This window comes from Streptomyces flavalbus, assembly GCF_042674625.1.
Taxonomy (GTDB): Bacteria; Actinomycetota; Actinomycetes; order Streptomycetales; family Streptomycetaceae; genus Streptomyces; species Streptomyces flavalbus.
The window spans coordinates 2,548,996-2,570,781 of record NZ_JBHTEB010000001.1 but is presented as its reverse complement, the minus strand read 5'-3'; the positions used below and the strand labels follow the sequence as shown (position 1 = coordinate 2,570,781).

General features: G+C 74.8%; 17 protein-coding genes and 2 pseudogenes. 6 read left to right on the top strand and 13 right to left on the bottom strand.

Features of this window, described 5'->3' with window-relative positions; all coding sequences use genetic code 11:
- Positions 1-27 precede the first annotated feature (27 nt).
- A complete protein-coding gene (gene mreB / locus ACFQZ6_RS11470; RefSeq protein WP_381607301.1) occupies positions 28-1,068 on the bottom strand; it encodes a rod shape-determining protein in 1,041 nt (346 codons plus the stop codon).
- Positions 1,069-1,386: 318 nt separating this feature from the next.
- Between mreB and ACFQZ6_RS11465 the strand changes: the two genes are divergently transcribed.
- Both ACFQZ6_RS11465 and ACFQZ6_RS11460 read left to right on the top strand, forming a co-directional pair.
- The gene (locus ACFQZ6_RS11465; RefSeq protein WP_381607299.1) at positions 1,387-5,022 is read left to right on the top strand and encodes a S8 family serine peptidase; all 3,636 of its coding nucleotides are present in this window, start codon (positions 1,387-1,389) and stop codon (positions 5,020-5,022) included.
- Positions 5,023-5,203: 181 nt separating this feature from the next.
- Complete coding sequence (locus ACFQZ6_RS11460) at positions 5,204-6,157, top strand: IS481 family transposase (RefSeq protein ID WP_381606707.1); 954 nt, start codon at positions 5,204-5,206, stop codon at positions 6,155-6,157.
- On the opposite strand, the gene ACFQZ6_RS11455 is transcribed toward ACFQZ6_RS11460, so the two are convergent.
- The 3 genes and pseudogenes from ACFQZ6_RS11455 to ACFQZ6_RS11445 form a co-directional block, all read right to left on the bottom strand.
- The gene (locus tag ACFQZ6_RS11455) at positions 6,154-7,500 is read right to left on the bottom strand and encodes a carboxyl transferase domain-containing protein (protein ID WP_381618237.1); all 1,347 of its coding nucleotides are present in this window, start codon (positions 7,498-7,500) and stop codon (positions 6,154-6,156) included. The genes ACFQZ6_RS11460 and ACFQZ6_RS11455 overlap by 4 nt on opposite strands.
- On the bottom strand, positions 7,493-8,947 hold the full coding sequence (locus ACFQZ6_RS11450; RefSeq protein ID WP_381607297.1) for an acyl-CoA synthetase: 1,455 nt from the start codon (positions 8,945-8,947) through the stop codon (positions 7,493-7,495). The genes ACFQZ6_RS11455 and ACFQZ6_RS11450 overlap by 8 nt, the downstream gene beginning before the upstream one ends.
- A pseudogene (locus tag ACFQZ6_RS11445) lies at positions 8,923-9,896 on the bottom strand (LysR family transcriptional regulator). The gene ACFQZ6_RS11450 and the pseudogene ACFQZ6_RS11445 overlap by 25 nt, the downstream one beginning before the upstream one ends.
- Positions 9,897-9,978: 82 nt before the next feature.
- Here ACFQZ6_RS11445 and ACFQZ6_RS11440 point away from each other — a divergent pair.
- Positions 9,979-10,338 carry a DoxX family protein gene (locus ACFQZ6_RS11440; RefSeq protein ID WP_381607295.1) on the top strand — a complete coding sequence of 120 codons (360 nt, stop codon included), beginning with the start codon at positions 9,979-9,981 and terminating at the stop codon, positions 10,336-10,338.
- Here the strand turns inward: ACFQZ6_RS11440 and ACFQZ6_RS11435 are convergent.
- Entirely contained in the window at positions 10,335-10,973 is a 639-nt protein-coding gene (locus tag ACFQZ6_RS11435) for an O-methyltransferase (RefSeq protein WP_381607293.1), read from the bottom strand. The two genes, ACFQZ6_RS11440 and ACFQZ6_RS11435, sit on opposite strands and share 4 nt — an antisense overlap.
- 67 nt (positions 10,974-11,040) lie before the next feature.
- Between ACFQZ6_RS11435 and ACFQZ6_RS11430 the strand changes: the two genes are divergently transcribed.
- Positions 11,041-11,925: an ATP-grasp domain-containing protein gene (locus ACFQZ6_RS11430; protein WP_381607291.1), complete on the top strand. Its 885-nt coding sequence runs from the start codon at positions 11,041-11,043 to the stop codon at positions 11,923-11,925.
- Between the two features lie 25 nt (positions 11,926-11,950).
- Here the strand turns inward: ACFQZ6_RS11430 and ACFQZ6_RS11425 are convergent, their stop codons facing one another.
- Genes ACFQZ6_RS11425 through ACFQZ6_RS11410 form a run of 4 tightly spaced genes read right to left on the bottom strand, consistent with a single transcriptional unit; the run spans position 11,951 to position 14,887 of the window.
- A complete protein-coding gene (locus ACFQZ6_RS11425; protein ID WP_381607289.1) occupies positions 11,951-12,145 on the bottom strand; it encodes a hypothetical protein in 195 nt (64 codons plus the stop codon).
- Positions 12,146-12,159: 14 nt separating this feature from the next.
- Positions 12,160-12,747: an ArsR/SmtB family transcription factor gene (locus tag ACFQZ6_RS11420; RefSeq protein WP_381607287.1), complete on the bottom strand. Its 588-nt coding sequence runs from the start codon at positions 12,745-12,747 to the stop codon at positions 12,160-12,162.
- A gap of 59 nt (positions 12,748-12,806) precedes the next feature.
- Complete coding sequence (locus ACFQZ6_RS11415; RefSeq protein WP_381607285.1) at positions 12,807-14,174, bottom strand: sensor histidine kinase; 1,368 nt, start codon at positions 14,172-14,174, stop codon at positions 12,807-12,809.
- The gene (locus tag ACFQZ6_RS11410; protein WP_381607283.1) at positions 14,171-14,887 is read right to left on the bottom strand and encodes a response regulator transcription factor; all 717 of its coding nucleotides are present in this window, start codon (positions 14,885-14,887) and stop codon (positions 14,171-14,173) included. The genes ACFQZ6_RS11415 and ACFQZ6_RS11410 overlap by 4 nt, the downstream gene beginning before the upstream one ends.
- A gap of 146 nt (positions 14,888-15,033) precedes the next feature.
- Between ACFQZ6_RS11410 and ACFQZ6_RS11405 the strand changes: the two genes are divergently transcribed.
- On the top strand, positions 15,034-17,217 hold the full coding sequence (locus ACFQZ6_RS11405) for an MMPL family transporter (RefSeq protein WP_381607281.1): 2,184 nt from the start codon (positions 15,034-15,036) through the stop codon (positions 17,215-17,217).
- Positions 17,214-17,918: an LmeA family phospholipid-binding protein gene (locus tag ACFQZ6_RS11400; protein ID WP_381607279.1), complete on the top strand. Its 705-nt coding sequence runs from the start codon at positions 17,214-17,216 to the stop codon at positions 17,916-17,918. Before ACFQZ6_RS11405 ends, ACFQZ6_RS11400 begins: the two co-directional genes overlap by 4 nt.
- On the opposite strand, the gene ACFQZ6_RS11395 is transcribed toward ACFQZ6_RS11400, so the two are convergent.
- From ACFQZ6_RS11395 to ACFQZ6_RS11380, 4 genes and pseudogenes are all read right to left on the bottom strand, one after another.
- On the bottom strand, positions 17,881-18,510 hold the full coding sequence (locus ACFQZ6_RS11395; protein ID WP_381607277.1) for a hypothetical protein: 630 nt from the start codon (positions 18,508-18,510) through the stop codon (positions 17,881-17,883). The genes ACFQZ6_RS11400 and ACFQZ6_RS11395 overlap by 38 nt on opposite strands.
- A 107-nt stretch (positions 18,511-18,617) precedes the next feature.
- A pseudogene (locus ACFQZ6_RS11390) lies at positions 18,618-18,944 on the bottom strand (methyltransferase domain-containing protein); the annotation flags it as partial.
- 197 nt (positions 18,945-19,141) lie between these two features.
- On the bottom strand, positions 19,142-20,269 hold the full coding sequence (locus ACFQZ6_RS11385) for an MBL fold metallo-hydrolase (protein WP_381607275.1): 1,128 nt from the start codon (positions 20,267-20,269) through the stop codon (positions 19,142-19,144).
- Between the two features lie 162 nt (positions 20,270-20,431).
- Positions 20,432-21,730: a PucR family transcriptional regulator gene (locus ACFQZ6_RS11380; RefSeq protein WP_381607273.1), complete on the bottom strand. Its 1,299-nt coding sequence runs from the start codon at positions 21,728-21,730 to the stop codon at positions 20,432-20,434.
- Positions 21,731-21,786: the final 56 nt, after the last annotated feature.

Below are 21,786 nucleotides of genomic sequence, written 5' to 3'. Positions count from 1 at the left end.
AGGTAGGACCGGTGCGGCCGAACCGGCTCAGTCGTTGCTGAGCGGGTCCAGCTCCAAGGGCTGGACCCGCCCCTCCAGCATGTAACCCAACCCTTGTACGGCGCACACGTCCGGCCGTTCCGCGATGTGCACCGGCATCCCGGTGGCCTGCCGCAGCATCTGGTCGAAGCCGGGCAGCAGCGCGCTGCCGCCGACCATCATGATCCCGCGGTCGGCGAGGTCGGCCACCAGGTCGGGCGGACAGTCCCGCAGCACCTTGCCGATGCCGTCGAGGACGGCCGTCAGCGGCGTCTGGATGGCGTCCCGCACCGCCGCCGTCTCCACCCGCACACTGCGCGCCAGACCCGTGGCGACGTCCCGGCCGTGGATCTCCGTGGACGACGGCCCCTGCGGGGTGAGCCCGTTCCCGGACAGCGCCAGCGTGAGGGGCCGTACCGACTGGCTCGGCAGCATCAGCTCGTGCTCCAGCCGCAGGTGCTGCACGATCGCGTGGTCCACGGCCTCCCCGCCCACCGGAATCCGCTCCGCCGTCACGATCGCCCCCAGCGACAACACCGCGACCTGCGTCGTCGCCGCCCCGCACACCAGCACCATCGTCGCCTCCGGCTGCTCCACGGGCAGCCCGCAGCCCACGGCGGCGGCGATCAGCGTGTCCACCAGCTCCACCCGCCGCGCCCCGAGCCCCACCAGCGTCTCGATCGCCGCCCGCCGCGCCAGCGGGTCCGCGTCGTGCGGGGTGCAGCAGGCCGCCCGCAGCCGGGGCTTGCGGCGCAGGGCCCGGCGCACCTTGTCACCGAGCAGGTGCCGCAGCATCCGCTGCGCCATCTCGATGTCGACGACCGTGCCGCCGGACACCGGCCGGACGACCCGGATGTAGCTGGGGGTACGGCCCGTCATCTTCTCCGCGAACTCACCCACCGCGATCAGCGCGCCGGTCCGGGTGTTCACGGCGGCGACGGACGGCTGGTCGACGACCAGACCGGCGCCCTTCACATAGACACGGGTACGGGCGGCGCCCAGGTCGACGGCGAAGTGGCAGCGGCGTAGCTGCTCCAGACTGGCGGTCATCGCAGTTCCTCCCGAGAGCGCAGACCGTGGGCTGCTTGATGCGGGCCTTACCTCGCATGGTGGGCGGGGCGGAGCGCGGGCCGCCTGCTGGAGGGGGCCGGGTGGGGAGCGGCTGTACGGGTGGTGTTCACGGGTACGGCCGGATGGCGTACCCGGACCGGGACCCGCCCCGCCCGCCGCCCGCCCTGGCGGGAACCCGCCAGGGCACCTATCCGCCAGCACCGCTCAACTCACTTGTCACACAAGCCCCCTGACACTCTTCGCAGCACTCGCTCGATCGACGAAGGTTCGACGAACGCTCGACGAAGAGAGGCGTGGATGAGGACAGGACCAGTCAGACGCGGGGCGATCCTCCTGTCGACGGGGCTCGTGGTCGCGCTGTCGCCGGTGGCACCGGCGTCCGGGGCCGGGGCCGCCGAGGAACCCCGTACGGCAGCGGCGGCGGACCCCCGCACCGTCACCCTCGTCACCGGCGACCAGGTGACCGTCACCGAGGTCGGCGCCGGGAAGCGGACGGTCACCGTGGCGCGTCCGCCGGGGGCCACCGGTGCCGTGCGCACCCAGGTGACGGACGGCGCCGTCACCGTCGTACCGGACGAGGCGCTGCCGTACCTGCGGGCGGGCACCCTCGACGAGCGGCTGTTCGACGTCAGCGGACTGATCCGGCAGGGCCTCGCGGACGCCCGGACCGCCGAGCTGCCGCTGATCGTGACCTACGGCAAGGGCGCGCGGTCCGCCGCCGTACCGCCCGGGGCGCGCCGGGAGCGGGCGCTGCCCAGCGTGCGCGGGGCCGCCGTCGCGGCGGCGAAGGGGCGGGACTTCTGGCGCGGGTTCACCCGGCACGCGGCCGGGGTCGAGGGCGTGTGGCTCGACGGCCGGGTGCGTGCCGAGCTGGCGGAGAGCAACGCGCAGATCGGTACGGCGGCGGCCTGGGAGGCGGGGCTGACCGGGAAGGGCGTCACCGTCGCCGTCCTGGACTCCGGCGTGGACGCCGGGCACCCCGACCTCGTCGGGCGGATCGACCGCGCCGAGAGCTTCGTCGAGGGCGAGGAGGTCGCCGACCGCAACGGCCACGGCACGCACGTCACCTCCACGGTCGGCGGCAGCGGGGCGGCGTCCGGCGGTACGGAGAGGGGCGTCGCGCCGGGCGCCACGCTCGCCGTCGGCAAGGTGCTCAGCGACCAGGGCTCGGGCAGCGAGTCGCAGATCATCGCCGGGATGGAGTGGGCCGCGCGGGACGTCGGCGCGGACATCGTCTCCCTGAGCCTCGGCTCCACCGAACCCAGCGACGGCACCGACCCCATGGCACGGGCGGTCGACGCCCTCTCCGCCGAGACCGACGCCCTGTTCGTCGTCGCGGCGGGCAACACCGGCGCCCCGTCGTCCATCGGCTCCCCGGGCGCCGCCGACGCCGCGCTCACCGTCGGCGCGGTCGACGCCGCCGACCAGGCCGCCTACTTCACCAGCGGCGGCCCACGCCACGGCGACAACGCCCTCAAGCCCGACCTCTCGGCCCCCGGCGTCGACATCCTCGCCGCCCGCTCCCGCCTCACCGAGGGCGACGGCGACTACAGCGCCCTGAGCGGTACGTCCATGGCGACCCCGCACGTCGCGGGCGTCGCCGCCCTGCTCGCCGAGCGGCACCCCGACTGGACCGGCGCCCAGCTCAAGGACGCCCTGATGTCGACGTCGAAGCAACTCGACGCCTCCGTGTACGCGTTGGGCGCGGGCCGGGTCAGCGTGCCCCACGCGCTGGACGCCCCCGTCACCGCGACCGGCAGCGCCGACCTCGGCTACGTCCGCTGGCCCTACGACGCCAACGAGCCGGTGTCCCGCACCCTCACCTACACCAACGCCACCGCCGAACCGGTGGAGCTGCGCCTGTCGACGGAGGGCGCCGCACCCGGCGTCGCCACCCTGGCGGACACCACCCTCACCGTCCCCGCGCACGGCACGGCCACGACGACCCTCACGGGCGACGGCACGCACGCCCCGGTCGGCACCACCAGCGGCCGGGTCGTCGCCTCCACCCCCGACGGCACGCCGCTCGCGCACACCGCGTTCGGGCTGGTCAAGGAGGACGAGCGCTACACGCTCACCGTCCACGTGAAGGACCGCGACGGCGCCGCGACCGCCGCCGACCTGACCGTCCAGCGGCTCACCGAGGGCGCCGACCCCGTCCCCGCGCACGTCGACGACTCCGGCACCCTCAGGCTCCGGCTCGCCCCGGCGACGTACAGCCTCACCTCCTTCCTCGACGTGCGCGGCGGCCACGGCGCCGACTCGCTCGGCCTCGGCTTCCTCGCCGCGCCCGAGGTCACCCTCGACCGGGACCTGGAGGTCACCCTCGACGGCCGCACCCTGCGCGAGGTCAGCGCCGACGTCGGCCGCCGCACCGAGACCCGGCAACTGCTCATGGAGTACGACCGCAGGGCCCACGGCTCCGACCTGTTCGGCGCGGTCCAGGTCCCGTTGACGTACGACAGCGTCTTCGCGGCGCCCACCGGACGCGTCCGGCAGGGCACCTTCGAGTACCGCACGGTGTGGCGGCTCGGCAAGCCGCCGCTCCAGGTGGCGGGCGTCGGCGAGGCGGTCGTCCAGCCCGGCGGCACGCTGATCGAGGGCCGTACCCGGCTGCCGCTGGTGGACGTCGGTGACGGCCCCCTGAACGGCGTGGCGGGCAAGGCGGTCCTGGCCCGGCTGCCGGGGGGCGTGACCCCGTCCGCGCTCGCCCAGGCCGCGCAGGACGCGGGCGCCCGCGCGCTGTTCGTCACCGACGACCGCCCCGGACGGCTCATGGCCTGGTGGGGCACGGACGACAACGCCGACCGGCCGCTCCAGATCGCCACGGTCAACGCGGCCGACGCCGCCCGGCTGCGCGCCGCCCGCACCGTCGACATGACGGGCACGCGCAACACGCCGTACGTCTACGACCTCTCCCACGGCCACCCCGGCGGCATCCCCGACCGGGACCTGACCTACGCCCCCGACCCGCGCCGGGACCTGGCCGCGCTGGACGTCCGCTTCCACGCGGTACGGCCGGGGACCACCGAGGGCGGCGAGTTCCGCTACTCGATCACGGACACCTTCCCCGTCGGCATCGGCTTCGCCGAGCGGATCGACTACCCCGCCGAACGCACCGACTACGTCTCCACCGGCGCCGGACAGTGGTGGCACGAGTCGGTCAGCACGGCCGACGGGGCGCTGGAGCAGCGCGGTGGACTGGTCGACCACCGGGACGGCGGCGAGCTGAACTGGTTCCGCCCGGTGTGGCACCCCTGGCTCGGCACCGGCCTGGGCTGGGGCCAGCAGCGCACCGGCAACCAGCTCCAGTTCAACGTCCCCGGCTGGGGCGACTCCGGCCCCGACCACACGGGCTTCGGTGACGTGTGGAGCGACGGGAGCGGGATGACCCAGTCCACGGAGGTGTACCTGGACGGTGAGCTGGTCGACCGCCGTCGCGGCTCGGGCGCGTACGTGTGGGACGCGCCCGCCGACGCGCACACCTACCGCGTCGTCACCGACACGGCCCTCGACGCCGCCCGCTGGGGACGGGCCGCCGAGGGCCACGCGGAGTGGACGCTCCGGTCGTCGGCCACCCCGGACGACCGGGCGACCTACCTCCCCCTGATCAACCTCGCCTTCGACCTCGACACCGACCTCGCGGGGACGGTACGCGCCGGTTCCCGGGTGCCGGTCGGGCTGCGGGCGGAGTACGTGCGCGGCGCGACCGGCACGGGGACGATCGGCGGCGGAACGCTGGAGGTGTCGTACGACGACGGGAGGACCTGGCGACCGGTCGAACTGTCGCGCGCCACGCCCGGCGCGTCCTGGCGCGGTGTGCTGCGGGTGCCGAAGGACGCCTCCGGGTACGTCGCCCTGCGGGCGTCGGCGCGCGACGACCGGGGCGGTGCGGTGACCCAGGAGCTGATCCGGGCGGTGGGAACGCGGTAACGGGGGTACCCGTCACTCGGCGCCGCCTCCCTGGGACGGGGAGGCGGCGCCTTCGTGCGCCTAGATGTTCTGTCCACGGAGGTTGGCGACAGCGATCACTGATGTGTGATCTTGAAATGGGTGAGGGCCTTCTGGCTCGGTGTGGATTGCGAGATCTGCACCGGCGACCAGAGAGGCCCTCGTGCCCCACCGTAATGCACCCCTGACCGAGACCGGACGACTGCGCCTGGCCCGCTGCATCGTGGACGACCACTGGCCCCTGCGGCGGGCCGCGGAACGCTTCCAAGTCTCCGTGAGCACCGCCAAGCGATGGGCCGACCGCTACCGGCAGCACGGCGAGGCGGGCATGGCCGACCGGTCCAGCCGCCCGCACACCAGCCCACGGCGGACCCCGACCCGCACCGAGCGGCGGATCATCAAGGTCCGTGTGCTGCGCCGCTGGGGACCTGCGCGGATCGCGGGCCTGCTGCGGCTGGTTCCTTCCACCGTCCACCGGGTGCTCACCCGCTTCGGCCTGGCCCGCCTCACGCACCTGGACCGGGCCACCGGCCACGTCATACGCCGCTACGAACGGGAACGTCCCGGCGAGCTGGTGCATGTGGACATCAAGAAGCTCGGCAACATCCCCGACGGCGGCGGCCACAAGGTCCTGGGGCGCCAGGCGGGCCGAAGGAGGCGTTGCGGGGCTGGCTACAGCTACCTGCACACCGCCGTCGACGACCACTCCCGCCTGGCCTACAGCGAAATCCTCACTGACGAGAGGAAGGAAACCGCCGTCGCCTTCTGGGGGCGGGCGCAGGCGTTCTTCGCCTCGTGCGGGGTCACCGTCGAGCGCGTGCTGACCGACAACGGTTCCTGCTACAAGTCCCGTCTGTGGCGCGATGCCCTGGCCGCAGCCGGCATCACGCACAAGCGCACGCGCGCCTACCGGCCCCAGACCAACGGCAAGGTCGAACGGTTCAACCGCACCCTGCTCGACGAATGGGCCTATGCCCGCCCCTACCGCTCGGAACAGGAACGACGCGACGCCTTCCCCAACTGGCTGCACACCTACAATCACCACCGCGGACACACCGCGCTGAGAGGTCAGCCACCCGCCAGCCGCGTTCCCAACCTCACGGGCCAATACACCTAGAACGGCCGGGCGACTCCGAGCCGTGTCAGTTCCTCCGGGGTGATCCGGAGCTGGTTGGCGGTCAGCTCGCTCTCGCTGGCGGGCCGCTTGAGGATCGCGGTGGCCAGCTCCGGCGCGATGACGGAGAAGTAACTGTCCGGCGTGGCCCAGGTGTTGCCGGGCGCGGCGAGCGCGAGGGCGCCGCCGGAGCCGCCCTCGCCGATGACGAGGGTGGTGACCGGCGTCCGGGCGGTCGCCACCGCCGCGAACACCTCCGCGATCGCCGGACCCACCCCCTGCCGCTCCGCCTCGGCGTCGTTCGCCGCGCCCGGCGTGTCGACCAGGGTCAGCACCGGGATGCCCAGCCGGTCCGCGAGCCGGATCAGCCGGGCGGCGGTGCGGTACCCGGCGGGCCGGGTGGCGGTGCCGGTCTGGGCGGCGTACGCGACGGTCCGCCCGTCGAGCCTGCTCGCGCCGAACCCGCAGAGGATGCCGGTGGGGTCGACGCCGCCGCAGCGGTCGCCGGAGACGGTGACCCGGTGCGTGAAGTAGGCGTCCAGGTAGCGGGGCGCGCGGGGCCGGTCCGGGTGCCGGGCGCGGTGCACGGCGTCCCAGCCGGTGGCGGGCGGGTCGGTGAGCCCCAGGGGGCGGGGAGGTGGGGCCGGTTCGGTGGAGGCCGGTGCCGTGAGCAGCCGTAGCCACTGCCCGAGCGTGGCACGCAACGCCTCGGGCGGGACGACGGCGTCGGCGGCGCCCGCCGCGACCTGCGCCTCCGCCGTGTACGCCGCCGGGTCGGCGTCCGCCGGGCGCACCCGGGAGCCCGCGAAGCCGACCTGCGCGCCGGGCAGCGCGAGGACGACGTCGGCGCCCGCGCCGAGGGTGGCCCAGCCGCCGCCGGTGGCCGGGTCCCGCAGCACGGCGATCTGCGGCACCCCCGCGTCCCGCGTCAGCGCGGACTGCCGGGCCACGCGCTGCAACTGCGTGAGCGCGATCATGCCCTCCTGCATCCGGCTGCCGCCGGTGGCGATGAGCGAGACGACGGGGAGCCGCCGCGCACGGGCGTGGGTGTACGCCGACTCCAGCCGGTCGCCGGTGCGTTCGCCGAGGGAGCCGCCGAGGAAGCCGAACTCGGAGACGATGAGGACGGCACGGGTGCCGTCGATCAGGGCGGTGCCGCAGACGACGGACTCGTCCTCGCCGGTGCGCTCGGCGGCGCGGGCACGGGCGGCGTCGTAGCCGGGCCAGGCGAGAGGGCCGTCCGGGGCGTACGGTCTGGGGTCACCGCCGTCCGGAAGCTGATGGAAGTCCTCCCCCAGCAGCCGGATGACGGCACGGGCGGAGAGTCGGCGGGCCCGCTCAGACATGCTCACCCAGGGCCCGCTTCATGATCTTCCCCATGTCGTTGCGGGGCAGGGCGTCGAGGTGGCGCAGGACGCGGGGCCGCTTGTGCGGGGCGAGACGCCGGGCGACGTGGTCGGCCAACTCCTCCAGGCCGGGCGGCGCCTGCGGATCGGCGGCGACGACCCAGGCGACGATCCGCTCCCCGAGGTCGGGGTCGGGCTCCCCGGTGACGGCGGCCTCCCGCACGCCGGGATGTTCGAGGAGGGCGTTCTCGATCTCGCCCGCCCCGATCTTGTACCCGCCGCTCTTGATGAGGTCGGTGGCCTTGCGCCCGACGATCCGGACGTACCCGTCCGCCTCCCGCACGGCCATGTCCCCGGTGCGGAACCAGCCGTCGGCGGTGAAGGCGGCGGCGGTGGCGTCGGGCCGGTTGAGGTACTCGGTGAAGAGGTTGTCGCCGCGCACCTGGACCTCACCCACGGTCTCCCCGTCGTACGAGGTGAGGGGCGCCCCGTCCTCCTCGACGAGCCGCAGTTCGACCCCGGGCAACGGCACCCCGACCGTCCCCGCCCGCGCCTCCCCGTCGGCCCGCACGCTGGTGTTCATCAACGTCTCCGTCATGCCGTACCGCTCGATGACCCGGCGCCCGGTCGCGGCGGCGATGCGTTCGTGGTCGTGGACGGGGAGCGCGGCGGAGCCGGAGACGAGCAGCCGGGCGGTGCTGAGCCCCTTGACGAGGGCTGGTTCGTGGGGCAGCGCCTCGGCGATGCGGTGGTACATGGTCGGCACCCCGAAGAGCATGGTCGCGCCGTCGTTCAGCTCCCGCGCGACGCCCTCGGTGCTGAACCGCCCCAGGTGCCGGACGGCCCCGCCGCGCCGCAGCGGCCCCAGGACGCCGAGCACCAGACCGTGCACGTGGAAGAGGGGCAGCCCGTGCACGAGCACGTCGTCGCCGGTCCACTGCCAGGCGTCGGCGAGCGCGTCGAGGGTGGCGGCGAGGGCACGGCGGGGGATGACGGCGCCCTTGGGCGGGCCGGTGGTGCCGGAGGTGTAGACGACGAGGGCGGGGGTCTCGGGGTCGGGGTGGTCGTCGGGGGTCCGGTCGACGGTCTCTCGCACGTCGATGTCGTACCGCTCGATGTCGTCGAGGGCGCCGGGAAGGGCGTCCCCAGGCGCCGCGAGGACCAGCTCCGGCGCACTGTCGCGGAGGATGTGGCCGAGTTCCTGGTCGCCGGACCTGGGGTTGAGGGGCACGGCGGCGACCCCGGCGAGCAGGACGCCCACGACGCCGACGGCGGTCTCCAGCGTGGGCGTCGCCCAGACGGCGACCCGCCGCGCGGCACGTACCCGGTCCGCGACGGCACCGCCGGCGGCGGCGAGTTCCGCGTAGCTGAGGGAACGGTCACCGAACCGCAGGGCGGGCCGGTCGGGGGCGGGATCGCGGGTCAGGGCCGGGAAGAGGGTGGACACGCGGCGTACTCCTCGGGAGGGAAGGGGTCGGCGGCGCCGCCGTCCGGGATTTGGTCCCCACAGCAGCGGACGAAGTCCTGGACGACGGGGTTGGCGTCGTCGGCGGGTGCCCAGGCGACGGCGACCTGGCTGGGGCTGACGCCGCTGAGGGGCCGGTAGACGATGCCGGGGCGGGCGTAGAAGCGGGCGGCGGAGGCGGGGGCGAGGGCGATGCCGTAGCCGTTGGCGATGGCGTTGAGCCAGTCGTCGGGCTGGTCGGTGACGGCGCCGACGCGGACGGGGTGGCCGTCGCGTTCGTCGGCGGCCAGCCAGTGGTCGCGCCAGGGCCCGGCTCGGGCGGGGCGGCGACGAAGGGCTCGTCGCGGAGTTCGTGGAAGGCGATGAGGTCGCGGCCCGCGAGGGGGTGCGCGGTGGGCAGGGCGATCCAGCGGGCTTCGGTGAACAGCACCGACGTACGCAGGGCGTGCTGGCCGGGGAAGGGCAGCCGTAGCAGGGCGACGTCGACGTCGCCTTCGCCGCCGCCTTCGCCTTCGGCGAGTCCGGCGCTCGGGTCGGCCCAGGTGGCCTGCCGCATCTCCACGCGCCAGCCGGGTCGGCGGCGGGCGAACTCCGCGACGATGCGCGGGGTGGCCTCGTTGGCGGCGCTGGCGAGGAAGCCGACGCGCAGCACGCGGGCGGCCCGGCTGGCGGCGCCGCGTGTGTCCCGCAGGGCGCGGTCCCAGTCGGCGAGCAGGGCGGGGACGCGTTCGGCGAGCGTGCGCCCCGGTTCGGTGAGGGTCATCCCCGTGCGCGACCGGTTGAACAGCCGGACGCCGAGCTGGGCCTCCAACTGCCGGATCTGCTTGGTGAGCGCGGGCTGGGACACGTACAGGCGCTCCGCGGCACGGGTGAGGGTCCCCTCCTCCGCGACGGCGACGAAGTAGCGCAGCAGCCGGGTGTCCACGTCCATGCCGTCAGGTTATAGGCGCAGGTATTGGCGGCTGGCGGGGACGCTCGGCGAGGCTGGCGGCACGGCGAAGAAAGGGGCTGTCGTGCTCGTCTCCCTCACCTACGTGACCATCACCGCCATCACCATCGCGGCGAACGCCGCCATCGCCGCCGCGGACTTCGCGAAGGCGGAGTTCGTCCTCGCCAACTCGGCCGAGGTCGGCGTCCCACGCGGCTGGCTCCCCTGGCTCGGCACGCTCAAGGCCGCGGGGGCGGCGGGTCTCCTGCTGGGGCTCCTGGGCGTCCCGGTGATCGGCGCCGCGGCGGCGACCGGGCTCGTGCTGTTCTTCACCGGCGCGCTGGTGGCGCACGTACGTGCTCGGGTGTACGGCAACATCGCGTTTCCGGGGGTTTATTGGGGGCTGTCGGTGGCGTCTCTGGCTCTCGCGCTCGCGTCCGCCTAGGAAGGTGATCGGCGCCTCTGGCTCACGCCCGTGCGCCGTCCCAGGACTGTGGCGAGGTCTGGGGCGAGGTGGATCTCCGTGGTGTGGAGTGCGGGGTGGGTCAGCCAGTGGAGGCGGGGGTGGTCCGGTGTGCCGTTGTGGGTGGGGGGCCAGGTGGGGGACGGGGTGAAGTCGTCGATGACGACGGTGCCGTGGGGGGTGAGGAGGTGGGTGGGGTCGGCTGGGGGGTCGGTGGGGGTCTTGCCGGTGCCGCCGCCGTCTAGGACGAGGAGGTCGTAGGGGGCGTGGTCGGTGATGTGGTGCCAGTCGCCGGGGAGGACGGTCACGTTGGGGTGGTCGGTGAAGAGTTCGGCGGCGATGGCGGCGCGGTGGGGGTCGCGTTCCACGCTGATGAGGTGGGTGCCGGGGGGTGCGCCAGAGGTCAGCCAGGCCAGGCCGACGCCGTAGCCGGTGCCGGTTTCGGCGATCGGGCCGCCGGTGGCGGAGGCGAGGGCGTGCAGGAGGCGGCCCTGTTCGGGGCGGCAGGAGTAGGGGAAGCCGTGGGCGCGGGCGGCGGTGACGGCGCGTTGGACGAGCGGGGGTAGGGCGCCCGTCGTGGTGGGGTCGTCGTACGCGGCTGTACCGGAGAGCGACATGCGGACGATTCTTCCGCCCTTGTTACCCTCGCGGGCGATCACGTGTTCTACCGGAAGAGGTCCCGCCGTGCCCCGCATAGCGCTCGTCACCTGTCGGCCGCGGCCGGAGGTCAGTGTCGACCGGGACATGCCGGTGCTGGTGGCGGCGTTGGAGGCGGCCGGGGCGGAGGTCCGGGTGGTGGCGTGGGATCAGCCGGGCGTGGAGTGGGCGGGCTTCGACCTCGCGCTGATCCGGTCGACGTGGGACTACAGCTGGCGGGCCGGGGAGTTCCTGGCCTGGGCCGAGGCTTGTGGGAAGGCCACGCGGTTGGTGAATCCGGTGGGCGTGGTGCGGTGGAACGCCGACAAGCGCTACCTCGGGGAGCTGGCGGCGGCCGGTGTGCCCACCGTGCCGACGCGGTACGTGGCGCCGGGGGAGGCGTTCGAGCCGCCCCGCGACACCGAGTACGTCGTCAAGCCGACCTCCGGGGCGGGGGCGCGGTTCGCCGCCCGCTATGCGCCCGACGAGCACGACATCGCCGTACGGCAGGTGCGGCGGATGCACGCCGAGGGGTTCACGGCGATGGTGCAGCCGTACATGCGCGGCATCGACCTGCGCGGGGAGCGGGCGTTGCAGTTCTTCGGCGGGCGGCTGCTGCACGCCAGCCGGAAGGGCGCGGTCCTCGCGCCCGGCGTGGCGTACGACGAGCGGAAGGTCGCGCATCCCGGGCTGGAGGTCTGGGAGCCCACGGCCGCCGAACTCGCACTCGCTGAGCGGGCCTTGGGGGCCGTACCCGATGCTGATGCTCGCGGGTTGCTGTACGCGCGCGTGGACCTCGTGGACGGGGAGGACGGGGCGCCGCGGCTGATGGAACTGGAGCTGGTCGAGCCGAATCTCTTCCTGTCGCTGCATCCCGGGTCCGTGGGGCCGGTGGTGGCGGCGGTGCTCGGGGCGGCGGCGGGGGTGCGTTAGCGCTGTCGGTGGTGTGCTCGGGCGCTCAGAAGGCTTGGGCGGGTGCCGTCCTCCGCGGGGTCGAGGCCAGGCGTAGGCCGACCTCCACGAGGGTCCAGCCGACGCGGGTGCGGAGGTGGACGGGGCGGCGGGCCGTGGTGGCGAGGCGGTAGGCGTCGGCTTCGGTACGGAGTTCGGTGGCGCGGGCGTGGGGCAGGGCGAGGGGGGTCTCCGGGTGCATCGGGCTGTGGCCTCTCATTCCGTGGTGAGGGGGAACGCGTGGGTGTGGACGCGTACCTGGGCGGTGTCGGTGTCGGCCTCGTCGGTGGCGCGGTCGCGGTAGGTGTCGATGAGCGCGTGCATCTTCTCGACGAGTTCGCGGGTGAGGTCGGGCGTCAGCCGCAGCGTCGCGCTGCTCATGTCCCAGGTGCGGTTCCACTCGTCCGGCCAGGTGTGGCGGTTGCCCAGCCAGGTCGACAGGTCCCGCGTCTGCGTGCTCGCGATCTCGTGGAGGTACGTGTCGGCCGCGCCCCGTACGGTCGGGTTCGCGTCCGTGAGGAGGGCGTCGTCGAAGCGCAGGCCCTGGTGGGCCGCCCGCCACCACCGCTCCCGGCCCTTGCCGTGCTCGGGTGCGTCCTCGATGAAGCCGTGGGCGGCGAGCTGTCGTAGGTGGTAGCTGGTGGAACCGCTCGACTCGCCCAGTTTCTCGGCGAGTTGCGACGCGGTGGCCGGACCGCCGAAGCGCAGGGCGTCCAGCAGTTGCATCCGCAGGGGGTGTGCGAGGCCGCGCAGGGAGCGGGCGTCGAGGTTGCGGACTTGTGGGTCTGGGGGCTGCTCGGGCATGAGTACAAAGGTAGCGTTGCAAAGGGTATGTTGCAACGACTTCTTTGTAATGCGTCGCGCTACTGCGCCTGAGCCTGAGGAGGCGTCGGCGGTAGGCGTACCGTGAAGCACGCGCCGCCCTCCGGGCCCCGGCCCTGTGCCGTGATCGTGCCGCCGAGGCGGGTGGTCAGGCGGTGGGCGATGGCCAGGCCCAGGCCGCTGCCCACCGGGCGGACGCCGCGGTAGCGGGTGGTGAGGGTGCCGCGTTCGAAGGCCACCGCCGCGTCGGCGTCGGTGAGGCCGGGGCCGCCGTCGCGGACCTGGAGGACGGTGGAGTCACTGAGGGCCACCACCAGGGGGCGGCCCGCCGGGGTGACCCGTAGGGCGTTCTCGATCAGGCCGTCCAGGAGTTGGCGGACCCGGAAGCCGTCCGTGCGGAGGGGGAGGGGGGCTTCTGAATCCGGGACTTCCGTGCGGAAGTCGACTCCGTGGCGGGTGCAGAGCGGTTGCCAGACCTCCGCCACGTGCGTCAGGAGTGCCGCCAGGTCCACCTCCGTCACCTCCAGGCGGAAGTCGTCCGACTCCAGGCGGGCCAGGGAGAGCAGGTCGCCCACGAAGGTTTCCAGGCGCTCCACCTCGCCCGTCAGGACTCGGCCGACCTGCGGGACCTCGGCGCCCGTCACCACCTCGTCCGCCAGGGCCTCCGCGTAGCCGCGGACCGTCGTCAGGGGCGTGCGGATCTCGTGGGAGACCGAGAGGAGGAAGTCGCGTTGGCGGTTCTCGCTGCGGGCCAGCGCCGCGTCCAGGGAGTTCAGAGCGCCCGCCAGCTCCGCGACCTCCGTCGGGCCGTCCGTGCCGACGGGCAACCCGCGTTCGCCGTCCGCCAGGCGGTGGGCCACCGCGGCGGCGGAGGTGAGGGGGCGGGCCAGTCTGCGGGCCAGCAGGGCGCCTGCCAGGGCCGAGCCGACCAGGCCCAGGGAGAGGGGGAGGAGCAGGCGGGTGCGCATCCTCGCGCTCGCCTCGTCCACCGTGCTCATGGGCTGCGCCAGCACCAGGCCCCCGCCCGCAGGGGTCGGGACGCCCTCCACCAGCATGTGGCGGCCGTTCAGGGTCGCGGTCGCGGAGATCCTCTCGCCCGACAGCAGCGCCGCCCGGCGGGGTGCCGTCACCACCTCCGCCGCCGGGCCCTCCACCTCGCCCGACCTCCGTACCCTCGCCAGCATCGTGCCCGTGGGGCCCGCGATGCGCTCCTGGCGGTTCAGCATCGCCGCCGCCAGCGGTGGGGTGCGGGACAGCACCTCCGCCTGCGCCGCCAACTGGTCGCGCTCCTGCGCCTCCGACGTCGAACGGATCACCCACCAGGCGATCGCCCCCGTCAGCAGCACCGCCACCGTCGCCACCGTGGTGGCGAGGAGGGTGACGTGCACCGTCAGGGACCCGCGCCTCATCCGTCGGCCACCGCGTAACCGACCCCCCGCACCGTGCGGATCGGGCTCGCCCCGCCCAGTTTGGCGCGCAGTTGGGAGACGTAGACGTCGATGACCCGGGTGTCCCGGTAGTCCGCGTAGCCCCACACCCGGGCCAACAGTTGGTCCCGGGAGAAGACCTGGCCCGGGTTGCGCATCAGGAACGCCAGCAGGTTGAACTCCGTCGTCGTCAGGTCGAGCGCCGCGCCGTCCACGTGCAGGGTGCGGCGGCCCGTGTCCAGCACCAGCTGCCCCACCCGGCGTACGGGGTCCTGGCCGGGGCCCGCCGTGCGGCGCAGCACGCTCTTCACCCGGGCCACCAGCTCGTGCGGGGAGAACGGCTTCGTCAGGTAGTCGTCGGCGCCCAGTTCCAGGCCCAGGACGCGGTCGGCCACCTCGTCCCGCGCCGTCACGAACACCACCGGCGTCCAGTCGCCGTCCTCCCGCAGCCTGCGGCACACCGTCACGCCGTCCAGCCCCGGCAGGGCGATGTCCAGCACGATCGCCACCGGACGCAGCCGCCGTGCCGCGGCCAGCGCCGCCGTGCCGTCCGCCTCCACGTGGACGCCGAAACCCTCCCGGCTCAGATAGCGCCGCTGGACGTCGGCGATGTGCCGCTCGTCCTCGGCGATCAGGACGAGCCCCTTGTGCTCCGGCAGGTCCGGCAGGTCCGGCATGGACTCGATGCTAGTCACGGGCGGGGGCGTAAGCGGCCTCACCAGCCCCCTGACGCCGATCCTTACACTCCCCGAACATTCGTCGAACGTTCCGCTCGTACGGCTTCGTCAGTCTGGCCTCGCCTTTCCGGATTCCCTTCTACCTGGCCAGGAACGACGTGCGCATGATCGACAGTTCACCCGCCCCGCCCGCTCCGCCCCGCCCCCGTCCCGGGCTCCTGCACCGTGCCGGGCGCCTGTGTGCCCGTCGGCCCTGGTGGGTGCTCGGGGTGTGGCTGCTGGTCGCCCTCGCCGCCCTCGGGGCCGACCGTGCCTTCGGCGGTACGTACGAGGACGACTTCTCCCTGCCCGGCACCTCCGCGCAGACCGGCGCCGACCTGCTCCAGGAGCACGGCTCCGACGGTGTGCGCGGCACCTCCTCGCAGATCGTCCTGCACACGGAGGGGGACGGCGGGCTCAGCGGGCACCGGGACGCCGTCCGCGACACCCTCGGGGAGCTGCGGGCGCTGCCCGGCGTCATCTCCGTCGCCGACCCGTTCGCCACGCCCGGCGCCGTGTCCGCCGACGGCGACACCGCACTCGTCACCGTCCGGTTCGCGGAGAACCCGAGCGGCTACGGGAAGTCGTACGTCGATCAGGTCGACGGCGCGGTGAGCGGGCTGCGCGGCGACGGGGTCCAGGTCGAGTACGGGGGGCCGCTCGGGCAGCTCGCGCGGCCGGAGTCGGGTGCCCATCTGTCGGAGGTCATCGGGTTCGCCACCGCCGTACTGGTGCTGCTCGTCGGGTTCGGGAGCGTCGCCGCCGCCGGGTTCCCGCTGCTGACCGCCCTTGTCGGGCTGGTCGCCGGGTTGGCCGTGCTGGGGCTGCTCGCGGGGGTGTTCAGCTTCGGGGCCGCCGCGCCGACGCTCGCGACCATGATGGGGCTCGGTGTCGGCATCGACTACGCGCTGTTCCTCATCACCCGCTACCGGCGCCTCCTGCGCGACCTCGGTGACCCGGCCGAGGCCGCCGGGCGGGCCGTCGCCACCAGCGGGCGCGCGGTGATCGTCGCCGCGCTGACCGTCGCCCTCGCGCTCGGCGGCCTGTACGCCTCCGGCGTCACCTTCATCGGCACCCTCGGTGCCGCCGCCGCGGTGACCGTCCTCGTGGCCGCCGTCGCCGCGCTCACCCTCGCCCCCGCCCTGCTCGGCATCGTGGGGCGGAACGTCGACCGGTGGCGGGTGCGGACGCCCGTCGACGAGCCCGACGACGAGGGCGGCGCCGACGCCTGGCACCGGTGGGGCGCCGCCATCGGGCGTCGGCCTTGGCTGTTCCTGCTCACCGGCGTCCTCGCGCTCGGCGTGCTGGCCGTACCGGCGGCCGGGATGCGCCTCGGGCACGTCGACGCGGGCGCCGGGCCCACCGGCCACACCGACCGCCGCGCCTACGACCTCGTCTCCGACGGCTTCGGGCCCGGCACCAACGGCCAGGTCACCGTCGTCGTGGAGCGGCCGGGCTCCCTCGACCCGCGTGAGTTGTACGACGCCCTCGCCGCCACGCCCGGGGTCGCCCACGTCTCCACCCCGGCCGCCACCGCCGACCAGGCCCTGCTGACCGCGACCGTCACCCCCGACTCCGGGCCCCAGGACCAGGCCACCTCCGAAGTGCTGGACCGACTGCGGGACGACACCCTCCCCGACGTCCTCGCCGGAACCGGCGCCGAAGCCCACCTCACCGGCACCACCGCCGCGCAGCTCACCTTCCGGGACGTCGTGCGCGACCGGCTGCCGGTGATCATCGCGGTCGTCGTCGCGGCGGCGTTCCTGCTGCTGCTCACCGTCTTCCGCAGCCTGCTCGTCGCCCTCAAGGCCGCCCTGCTGAACCTGTTGTCCATCGCCGCCGCGTACGGCGTCGTCGTCGCCGTCTTCCAGTGGGGGTGGGGCGGCGCGCTGTTCGGGGTGCCGGAGCCCGTGCCCGTGGAGTCGTACGTACCGATGATGATGTTCGCCATCGTCTTCGGGCTGTCCATGGACTACGAGGTGTTCCTGCTGTCCCGGGTGCGGGAGGCGTGGCTGGCGAGCGGTGACAACCGGCTGAGCGTCGCCGAGGGGCTGGCGGGGACCGCCCGGGTCATCACCTGCGCCGCGCTCATCATGACCAGCGTGTTCTTCGCGTTCCTGCTCTCCACCAACGTGGTCATCAAGATGCTGGCCCTCGGGCTCGGCGTGAGCGTCGTCGTGGACGCCACCGTCGTGCGGCTGGTGCTGGTGCCCGCGACCATGTTCCTGCTGGGGCGGGCCAACTGGTGGCTGCCGCGGTGGCTGGACCGGGTGCTGCCCCGGCTCGACGCCGAGGGGGTCGAGCAGTGAGGTCCCGGCGTCGTCGCGTCGTCGTCGCGGTCCTCGTCGCCGGGCTGCTCCTCACCGGCACCGTCGGCGAACTCGTCGCCCGTGCCCTGCTCGCCGGTCGGGTCGAGGACGCGGTCGGGCGGCGGCTGGGCGAGGACGCCGACGTCGATGTCGACATCGAGGGCGGGCTGATGCTGTACGAGCTGTACGACCGTCACCTGGACGCCGTGACCGTGCGCGGTGACGACGCCGACCTGGGGCGGATGGAGGGGGTTCACGTGCAAGTGCGGCTCGATGACGTGCGGCTGCGCCAGGGGACCGTCGGGCGGACCCGGGCGGACGTCGACATACCGGCCGCCTCGCTGACGGAGCTGGCCAGCGGCGGCGATGGCCCCCGACGGCTGGAGGTCACCGGCGTGCGCACCGACCCGGGCGCCGACACCGTCGTGCTCCAGCTCGGCGGCGGGCTCGGTGAGGTCACCCTGCGGCCCGGCGTCGAGGACGGGCGGGTCGCGCTGCACGTCGGTGCCGTGCGGGTCTTCGGCAGGGACGCGCCCCCGGCCCTCGTCGAGCGGTTCGAGGAGAGGCTCTCGGAGCGGGGAGGGCGTGACGGTCCCCGGCGGTATCCCCTGGGGCTCGAAGCCACCGCCGTCGACGTCACCGACGACGGCCTCCACGTCAGCCTCAGCGGCGGTCCGGCGCGGCTTCCGGGGCGGGGCTGACCGCGGTGCGCTGGAGCAGGCCCCAGGTGAACTCCGCCGTCACCCGGTGCCGTACGCCCTGTCCGTCCGGTGCCGTGAACGCCAGTCCCCAGCGGGTGGGCGCGGTGCCCTCCAGGGGGCGGGCGGGGGCGAAGGCGCGGGCGGCCTCGTCGACCGTGCAGGACCACGGGGTGAGGTCCTCGACCGTACGGAGGGCGGGCGGCTCGGCGTCGGGGGCGCGGACCAGCCACTCGTTCCACAGGGCGCCGCCCGGGGCGAGCAGCACCTCGAAGCGGAGGTCGGGCCAGAGCGGGACCGGCCACCGCAGGGCCTCGCAGTCCAGGTCGCCGACGCGGCGGGGGACGGCCGTCTCCGGGGTGCCGAGGACCGAGCGGTAGCGGGTCGCCGCGGCGCGGGCGTGGGGGGAGCGGAGCATGGCCTGCCAGCGCTTGTTGGCCTCCCGCATGTCCGTGATCGACGCGCCCAGCTCCTGACGGGCCGCCGCCACCAGGTCCGGGTTGTGGTCGGCCATCCGGCGCAGCAGGACGAGCTGGAACTGGAGGGGGGTGAAAGGGCTGGGGGGGAGTTTCGAACGGGGTGGCATGGAACCCATCGTCGTCCATGCGGGCGGCGCCGTGCGGACGGCGCCCGTCCGGCAGGAACAGCACCGAGTCGACGTACGGCGAGCCGGGCCAGCTCCGGTTCGAAGCGGGGGTAGAACGCGAACGGCGGCCCGGCGCCGCCGAGTTCGCCGCGCACCGCGTACGGCAGCCGGGCGCGGGCGCGGCCCAGCGCGTCCTGCGACCAGTCGACGCCGACGAGGCGGTGCCCGGCGAGCAGTGGGGCGGCGGTGGCCGCGGCGGTGCCGTCGCCGCAGCCGAGGTCCAGGACGGTGCGGGGGCCGTCGGCCCGGGCGGGGCCGAGGGCGGCGGCCAGCAGCCGGGCCTGGCGCAGGGCGCGGGGCGTGCCGGAGGCGACGGGGACGGCGGGGTTCTCGTAGAAGTCGCGCAGGTCACCCGGGTGGTGCGGCGGTGGACATCGCGTCACCTCCGGCGCGTGGAGGTGGTGCTCGAACAGGTCCCTGAGGTGAGCGCCCTCACCGGGCCCGAGCAGGCCGCGGGACCAGCGCGGCGCCAGGTGGAGTCGGCCCGCCGTGGACGCCGTGGTGACCGTCAGGCCGCGCGGCATCCGGGCGGGCGCCGAGAACCACACCGCGTGGGCCGCGTCCGCGCCGAAGTCCAGTTTCAGTCCCCGCGGGCGCCGACCGGCAGGCGCAGCAGGTCGGTGCCGACGACCACCCGGCCCGAGTAGCCCCGCGACGCCTTGGCGCGCCAGGTGTCGTCGGGGAGGACGTTGGTCGCGCCGGGCACCAGGTGGGTCAGGACCAGCGTGCCGCAGCGGGCGCGCTCGGCGACCCGGCCGACGCGGGTGGCGTCGGTGTGGCTGATCTCCATGTGCCGGAGCTGCGCGGGCCGCAGCCCCGCCAGGGCGAGCGTCGGCAGGTCCATCACCTCGTGCACCAGCACGTCCGCGCCGCGCGCCAGCCGCTCCACGTTCCGGCAGGGCGCGGTGTCCCCGCCGAACACCACCGAGCCGTGCGCCGTGTCGAAGCGGAACGCGTACGACGGGAAGACCGGCGGATGCTCCACCAGCGTGGCCGTCACCCGCACCCGGTCGTCCCGCATGACCTCGAACGGCCGCATCCGCGGCGCCACCGGCCCCGCCGCCCTCGCCCCGCACCGCTCCGGCAGCCGGATGTCGTGCGCCCGGACCAGCTCCCGGATGTCGGGCCAGCCCTCGCTACGCATCCGTACGTTGATGTCGTAGGCGGTCGCGTCGATGTGCCGGGCGACCAGCTCGGACAGGCCCGGCGCGGGCGCCTCGGGGCACACCGTCGGTACCGTGCGCCCCGCGGGCCAGATGTCCGGCAGGGCGCCCGCCGAGCCGGGGCCGTACAGGTGGACGGGCCCGGTCAGCGACTGGAAGCCGCCGAACCGCAGCCACAGCAGCGGGTACAGGTCGGCGAGGTGGTCGGAGTGCAGGTGCGTGACGAACACCGCCTCAAGCTGGTCGGGCGTCAGCCCCGCCTGCGCGAACCGCCCGAACGCGCCCGGACCGCAGTCGACGAGGTAGACCCGGCCGTCCACCACCAGCGCGGAGGCGATCCCCGACCGCCCGTGCATGGGCACGGGCCCGCCGCAGGTGCCGAGCAGCACCAGCTCGGTACCGGAGCCCGCGGCGGCGGGACGGCCGGAGGCCGCCGTGGCGGTGGCGGTGGCGGCGGTGAGGCCGGAAGCGGACATGGCGGCGGCGGTCGTACGCAGCAGGGCGCGGCGGGAGAGCGGAGGGACACGGGACGCGGATGAGGGCATGGCGATTCCAGGGAGGGGTGAGGCGGGTACGGGCTGCGGGTGCGGGGCGGTGGGTGCGCCCCTCTCCTCGCAGTCAACGGCGGGCGGCCGGTACCGGCTTTGGTCCCGTCGCCCAAACTCCCCGCGCTTCTTGGCACCCGCGGCCCATGACCCGGGCCGCCGTCAGCCGGGCCCCAGCAGCCGGGTGATCTCCAGGGCGAGCCGCAGTTCCAGGCAGTCCGCGGGCAGCGGGGCGCCGCCCAGGAGGCGCACGGCCCGCCGCACCCGGTACGTCACCGTGTTCCGGGCGACGAAGAGCCGCTCGGCGGCGTTCCGCGGGCTGCGCCCCTCGGCGAGGTAGACCCGCAGCGTCTCGCGCAGCTCCCGGGTCCGCGCGTCGTCGGCGCCGAGCGGGCCGAGGACGCGGGCGGCGAACCAGCGGGCGTGCTCCGGGTCGGCGGTGAGCAGGGCCGCCGTACTCACCTCGGCGTAGTCGCACAGCCAGCCGGTGCGGCCGAGGCGGGCCACGCGTTCCGCCTCCCGGGCGCCGCGGTGACTGCGCCGGAAGCCCTCGGTGCCGTAGCCGACGGGGCCGAGGGCGGCCCGCAGCGGACGGCGTTCGCGGACCCGGCGCGGCAGTTGGGCGAGGGCGTGCCGGGGCGGGGCGGCGGGCCAGCACGCCCACGCCCACAGTTCGCCGCCGCCCGCGGTGACGGTGAGGAGGTTCTCCGCGCCCGCCGCCCGGGACAGCTCGGCGGCCAGCGCGCGCAGCGCGTCCGCGGACCCGTCGGCCGGGTCGGGCGCGGCGGAGCTGACGATGAACGCCACGTGGTGGCGGGCCAGGTCGTAGCCCAGGGTGCGCGCGGCGACCGCCCCGCCGACCGCCCGCCCGGCCAGCACGTCGGTGACGATCCGGCGCCGGGCGGCCTCGGTGCCGCGCCGCCAGCGGTCGCGCTCGGCGACGTACTCCTCGGCGAGCCTGCTGGCCTGGACGTCGGCGTAGACGAACAGCAGCTCGCTGACCCGGTGCGTCTCCAGCGCCCGCACGTCCTCCGGTTCGGCGCCGAGCGCCTCCAGGAGACGGCCGTGCAGGTGGGCGTGGCCGAGCCGGACCCCGCGCAGCACCCGGTCGAGGGGGACGTTCTGCCGGGCGAGCTGGGAGTTGCTGGCGACGGCCTCCGGGGCGACCAGCGCGGCGGCGGGCTCCGGCTCGGTGAGCAGTCCGCGCAGCGCGACCAGGACGGTGGCCTCCACCGCCCGCTGGAACGGGGCGTGCGCGCCGGGGCCGCCGTGCTCGGGCACCTGCCGCACGATGTCCGCGGCCATCTCCCGGGCCACCTCCACCGCCCAGCCGACCGGCCCGGGGCCGAGGCGCCGCTCGGCGGCGGCGATCGTCTCGGCGGAGCAGGCCGGTTCGGGCGGCGGGCCGGACGGGCGCAGCCGCAGCAGCCACGAGGGTGCGGAGGAGGCCGTCACGCTCATCCGGTCAGTACAGCAGAGGGGCGGGGGAGATCAGCAGGGGAGCGCCCCGGGCATGG

What these genes read in the sequence shown, in the direction of transcription:
- ACFQZ6_RS11415 (WP_381607285.1), bottom strand. Translation starts at nt 14,174, where the DNA reads ATGAGGCGCGGGTCCCTGACGGTGCACGTCACCCTCCTCGCCACCACG.
- ACFQZ6_RS11465 (WP_381607299.1), top strand. Translation starts at nt 1,387, where the DNA reads ATGAGGACAGGACCAGTCAGACGCGGGGCGATCCTCCTGTCGACGGGG.
- ACFQZ6_RS11395 (WP_381607277.1), bottom strand. Translation starts at nt 18,510, where the DNA reads ATGGGTTCCATGCCACCCCGTTCGAAACTCCCCCCCAGCCCTTTCACC.
- ACFQZ6_RS11425 (WP_381607289.1), bottom strand. Translation starts at nt 12,145, where the DNA reads ATGCACCCGGAGACCCCCCTCGCCCTGCCCCACGCCCGCGCCACCGAA.
- ACFQZ6_RS11385 (WP_381607275.1), bottom strand. Translation starts at nt 20,269, where the DNA reads ATGCCCTCATCCGCGTCCCGTGTCCCTCCGCTCTCCCGCCGCGCCCTG.
- ACFQZ6_RS11380 (WP_381607273.1), bottom strand. Translation starts at nt 21,730, where the DNA reads ATGAGCGTGACGGCCTCCTCCGCACCCTCGTGGCTGCTGCGGCTGCGC.
- ACFQZ6_RS11405 (WP_381607281.1), top strand. Translation starts at nt 15,034, where the DNA reads ATGATCGACAGTTCACCCGCCCCGCCCGCTCCGCCCCGCCCCCGTCCC.
- ACFQZ6_RS11420 (WP_381607287.1), bottom strand. Translation starts at nt 12,747, where the DNA reads ATGCCCGAGCAGCCCCCAGACCCACAAGTCCGCAACCTCGACGCCCGC.
- ACFQZ6_RS11455 (WP_381618237.1), bottom strand. Translation starts at nt 7,500, where the DNA reads ATGTCTGAGCGGGCCCGCCGACTCTCCGCCCGTGCCGTCATCCGGCTG.
- mreB (WP_381607301.1), bottom strand. Translation starts at nt 1,068, where the DNA reads ATGACCGCCAGTCTGGAGCAGCTACGCCGCTGCCACTTCGCCGTCGAC.
- ACFQZ6_RS11435 (WP_381607293.1), bottom strand. Translation starts at nt 10,973, where the DNA reads ATGTCGCTCTCCGGTACAGCCGCGTACGACGACCCCACCACGACGGGC.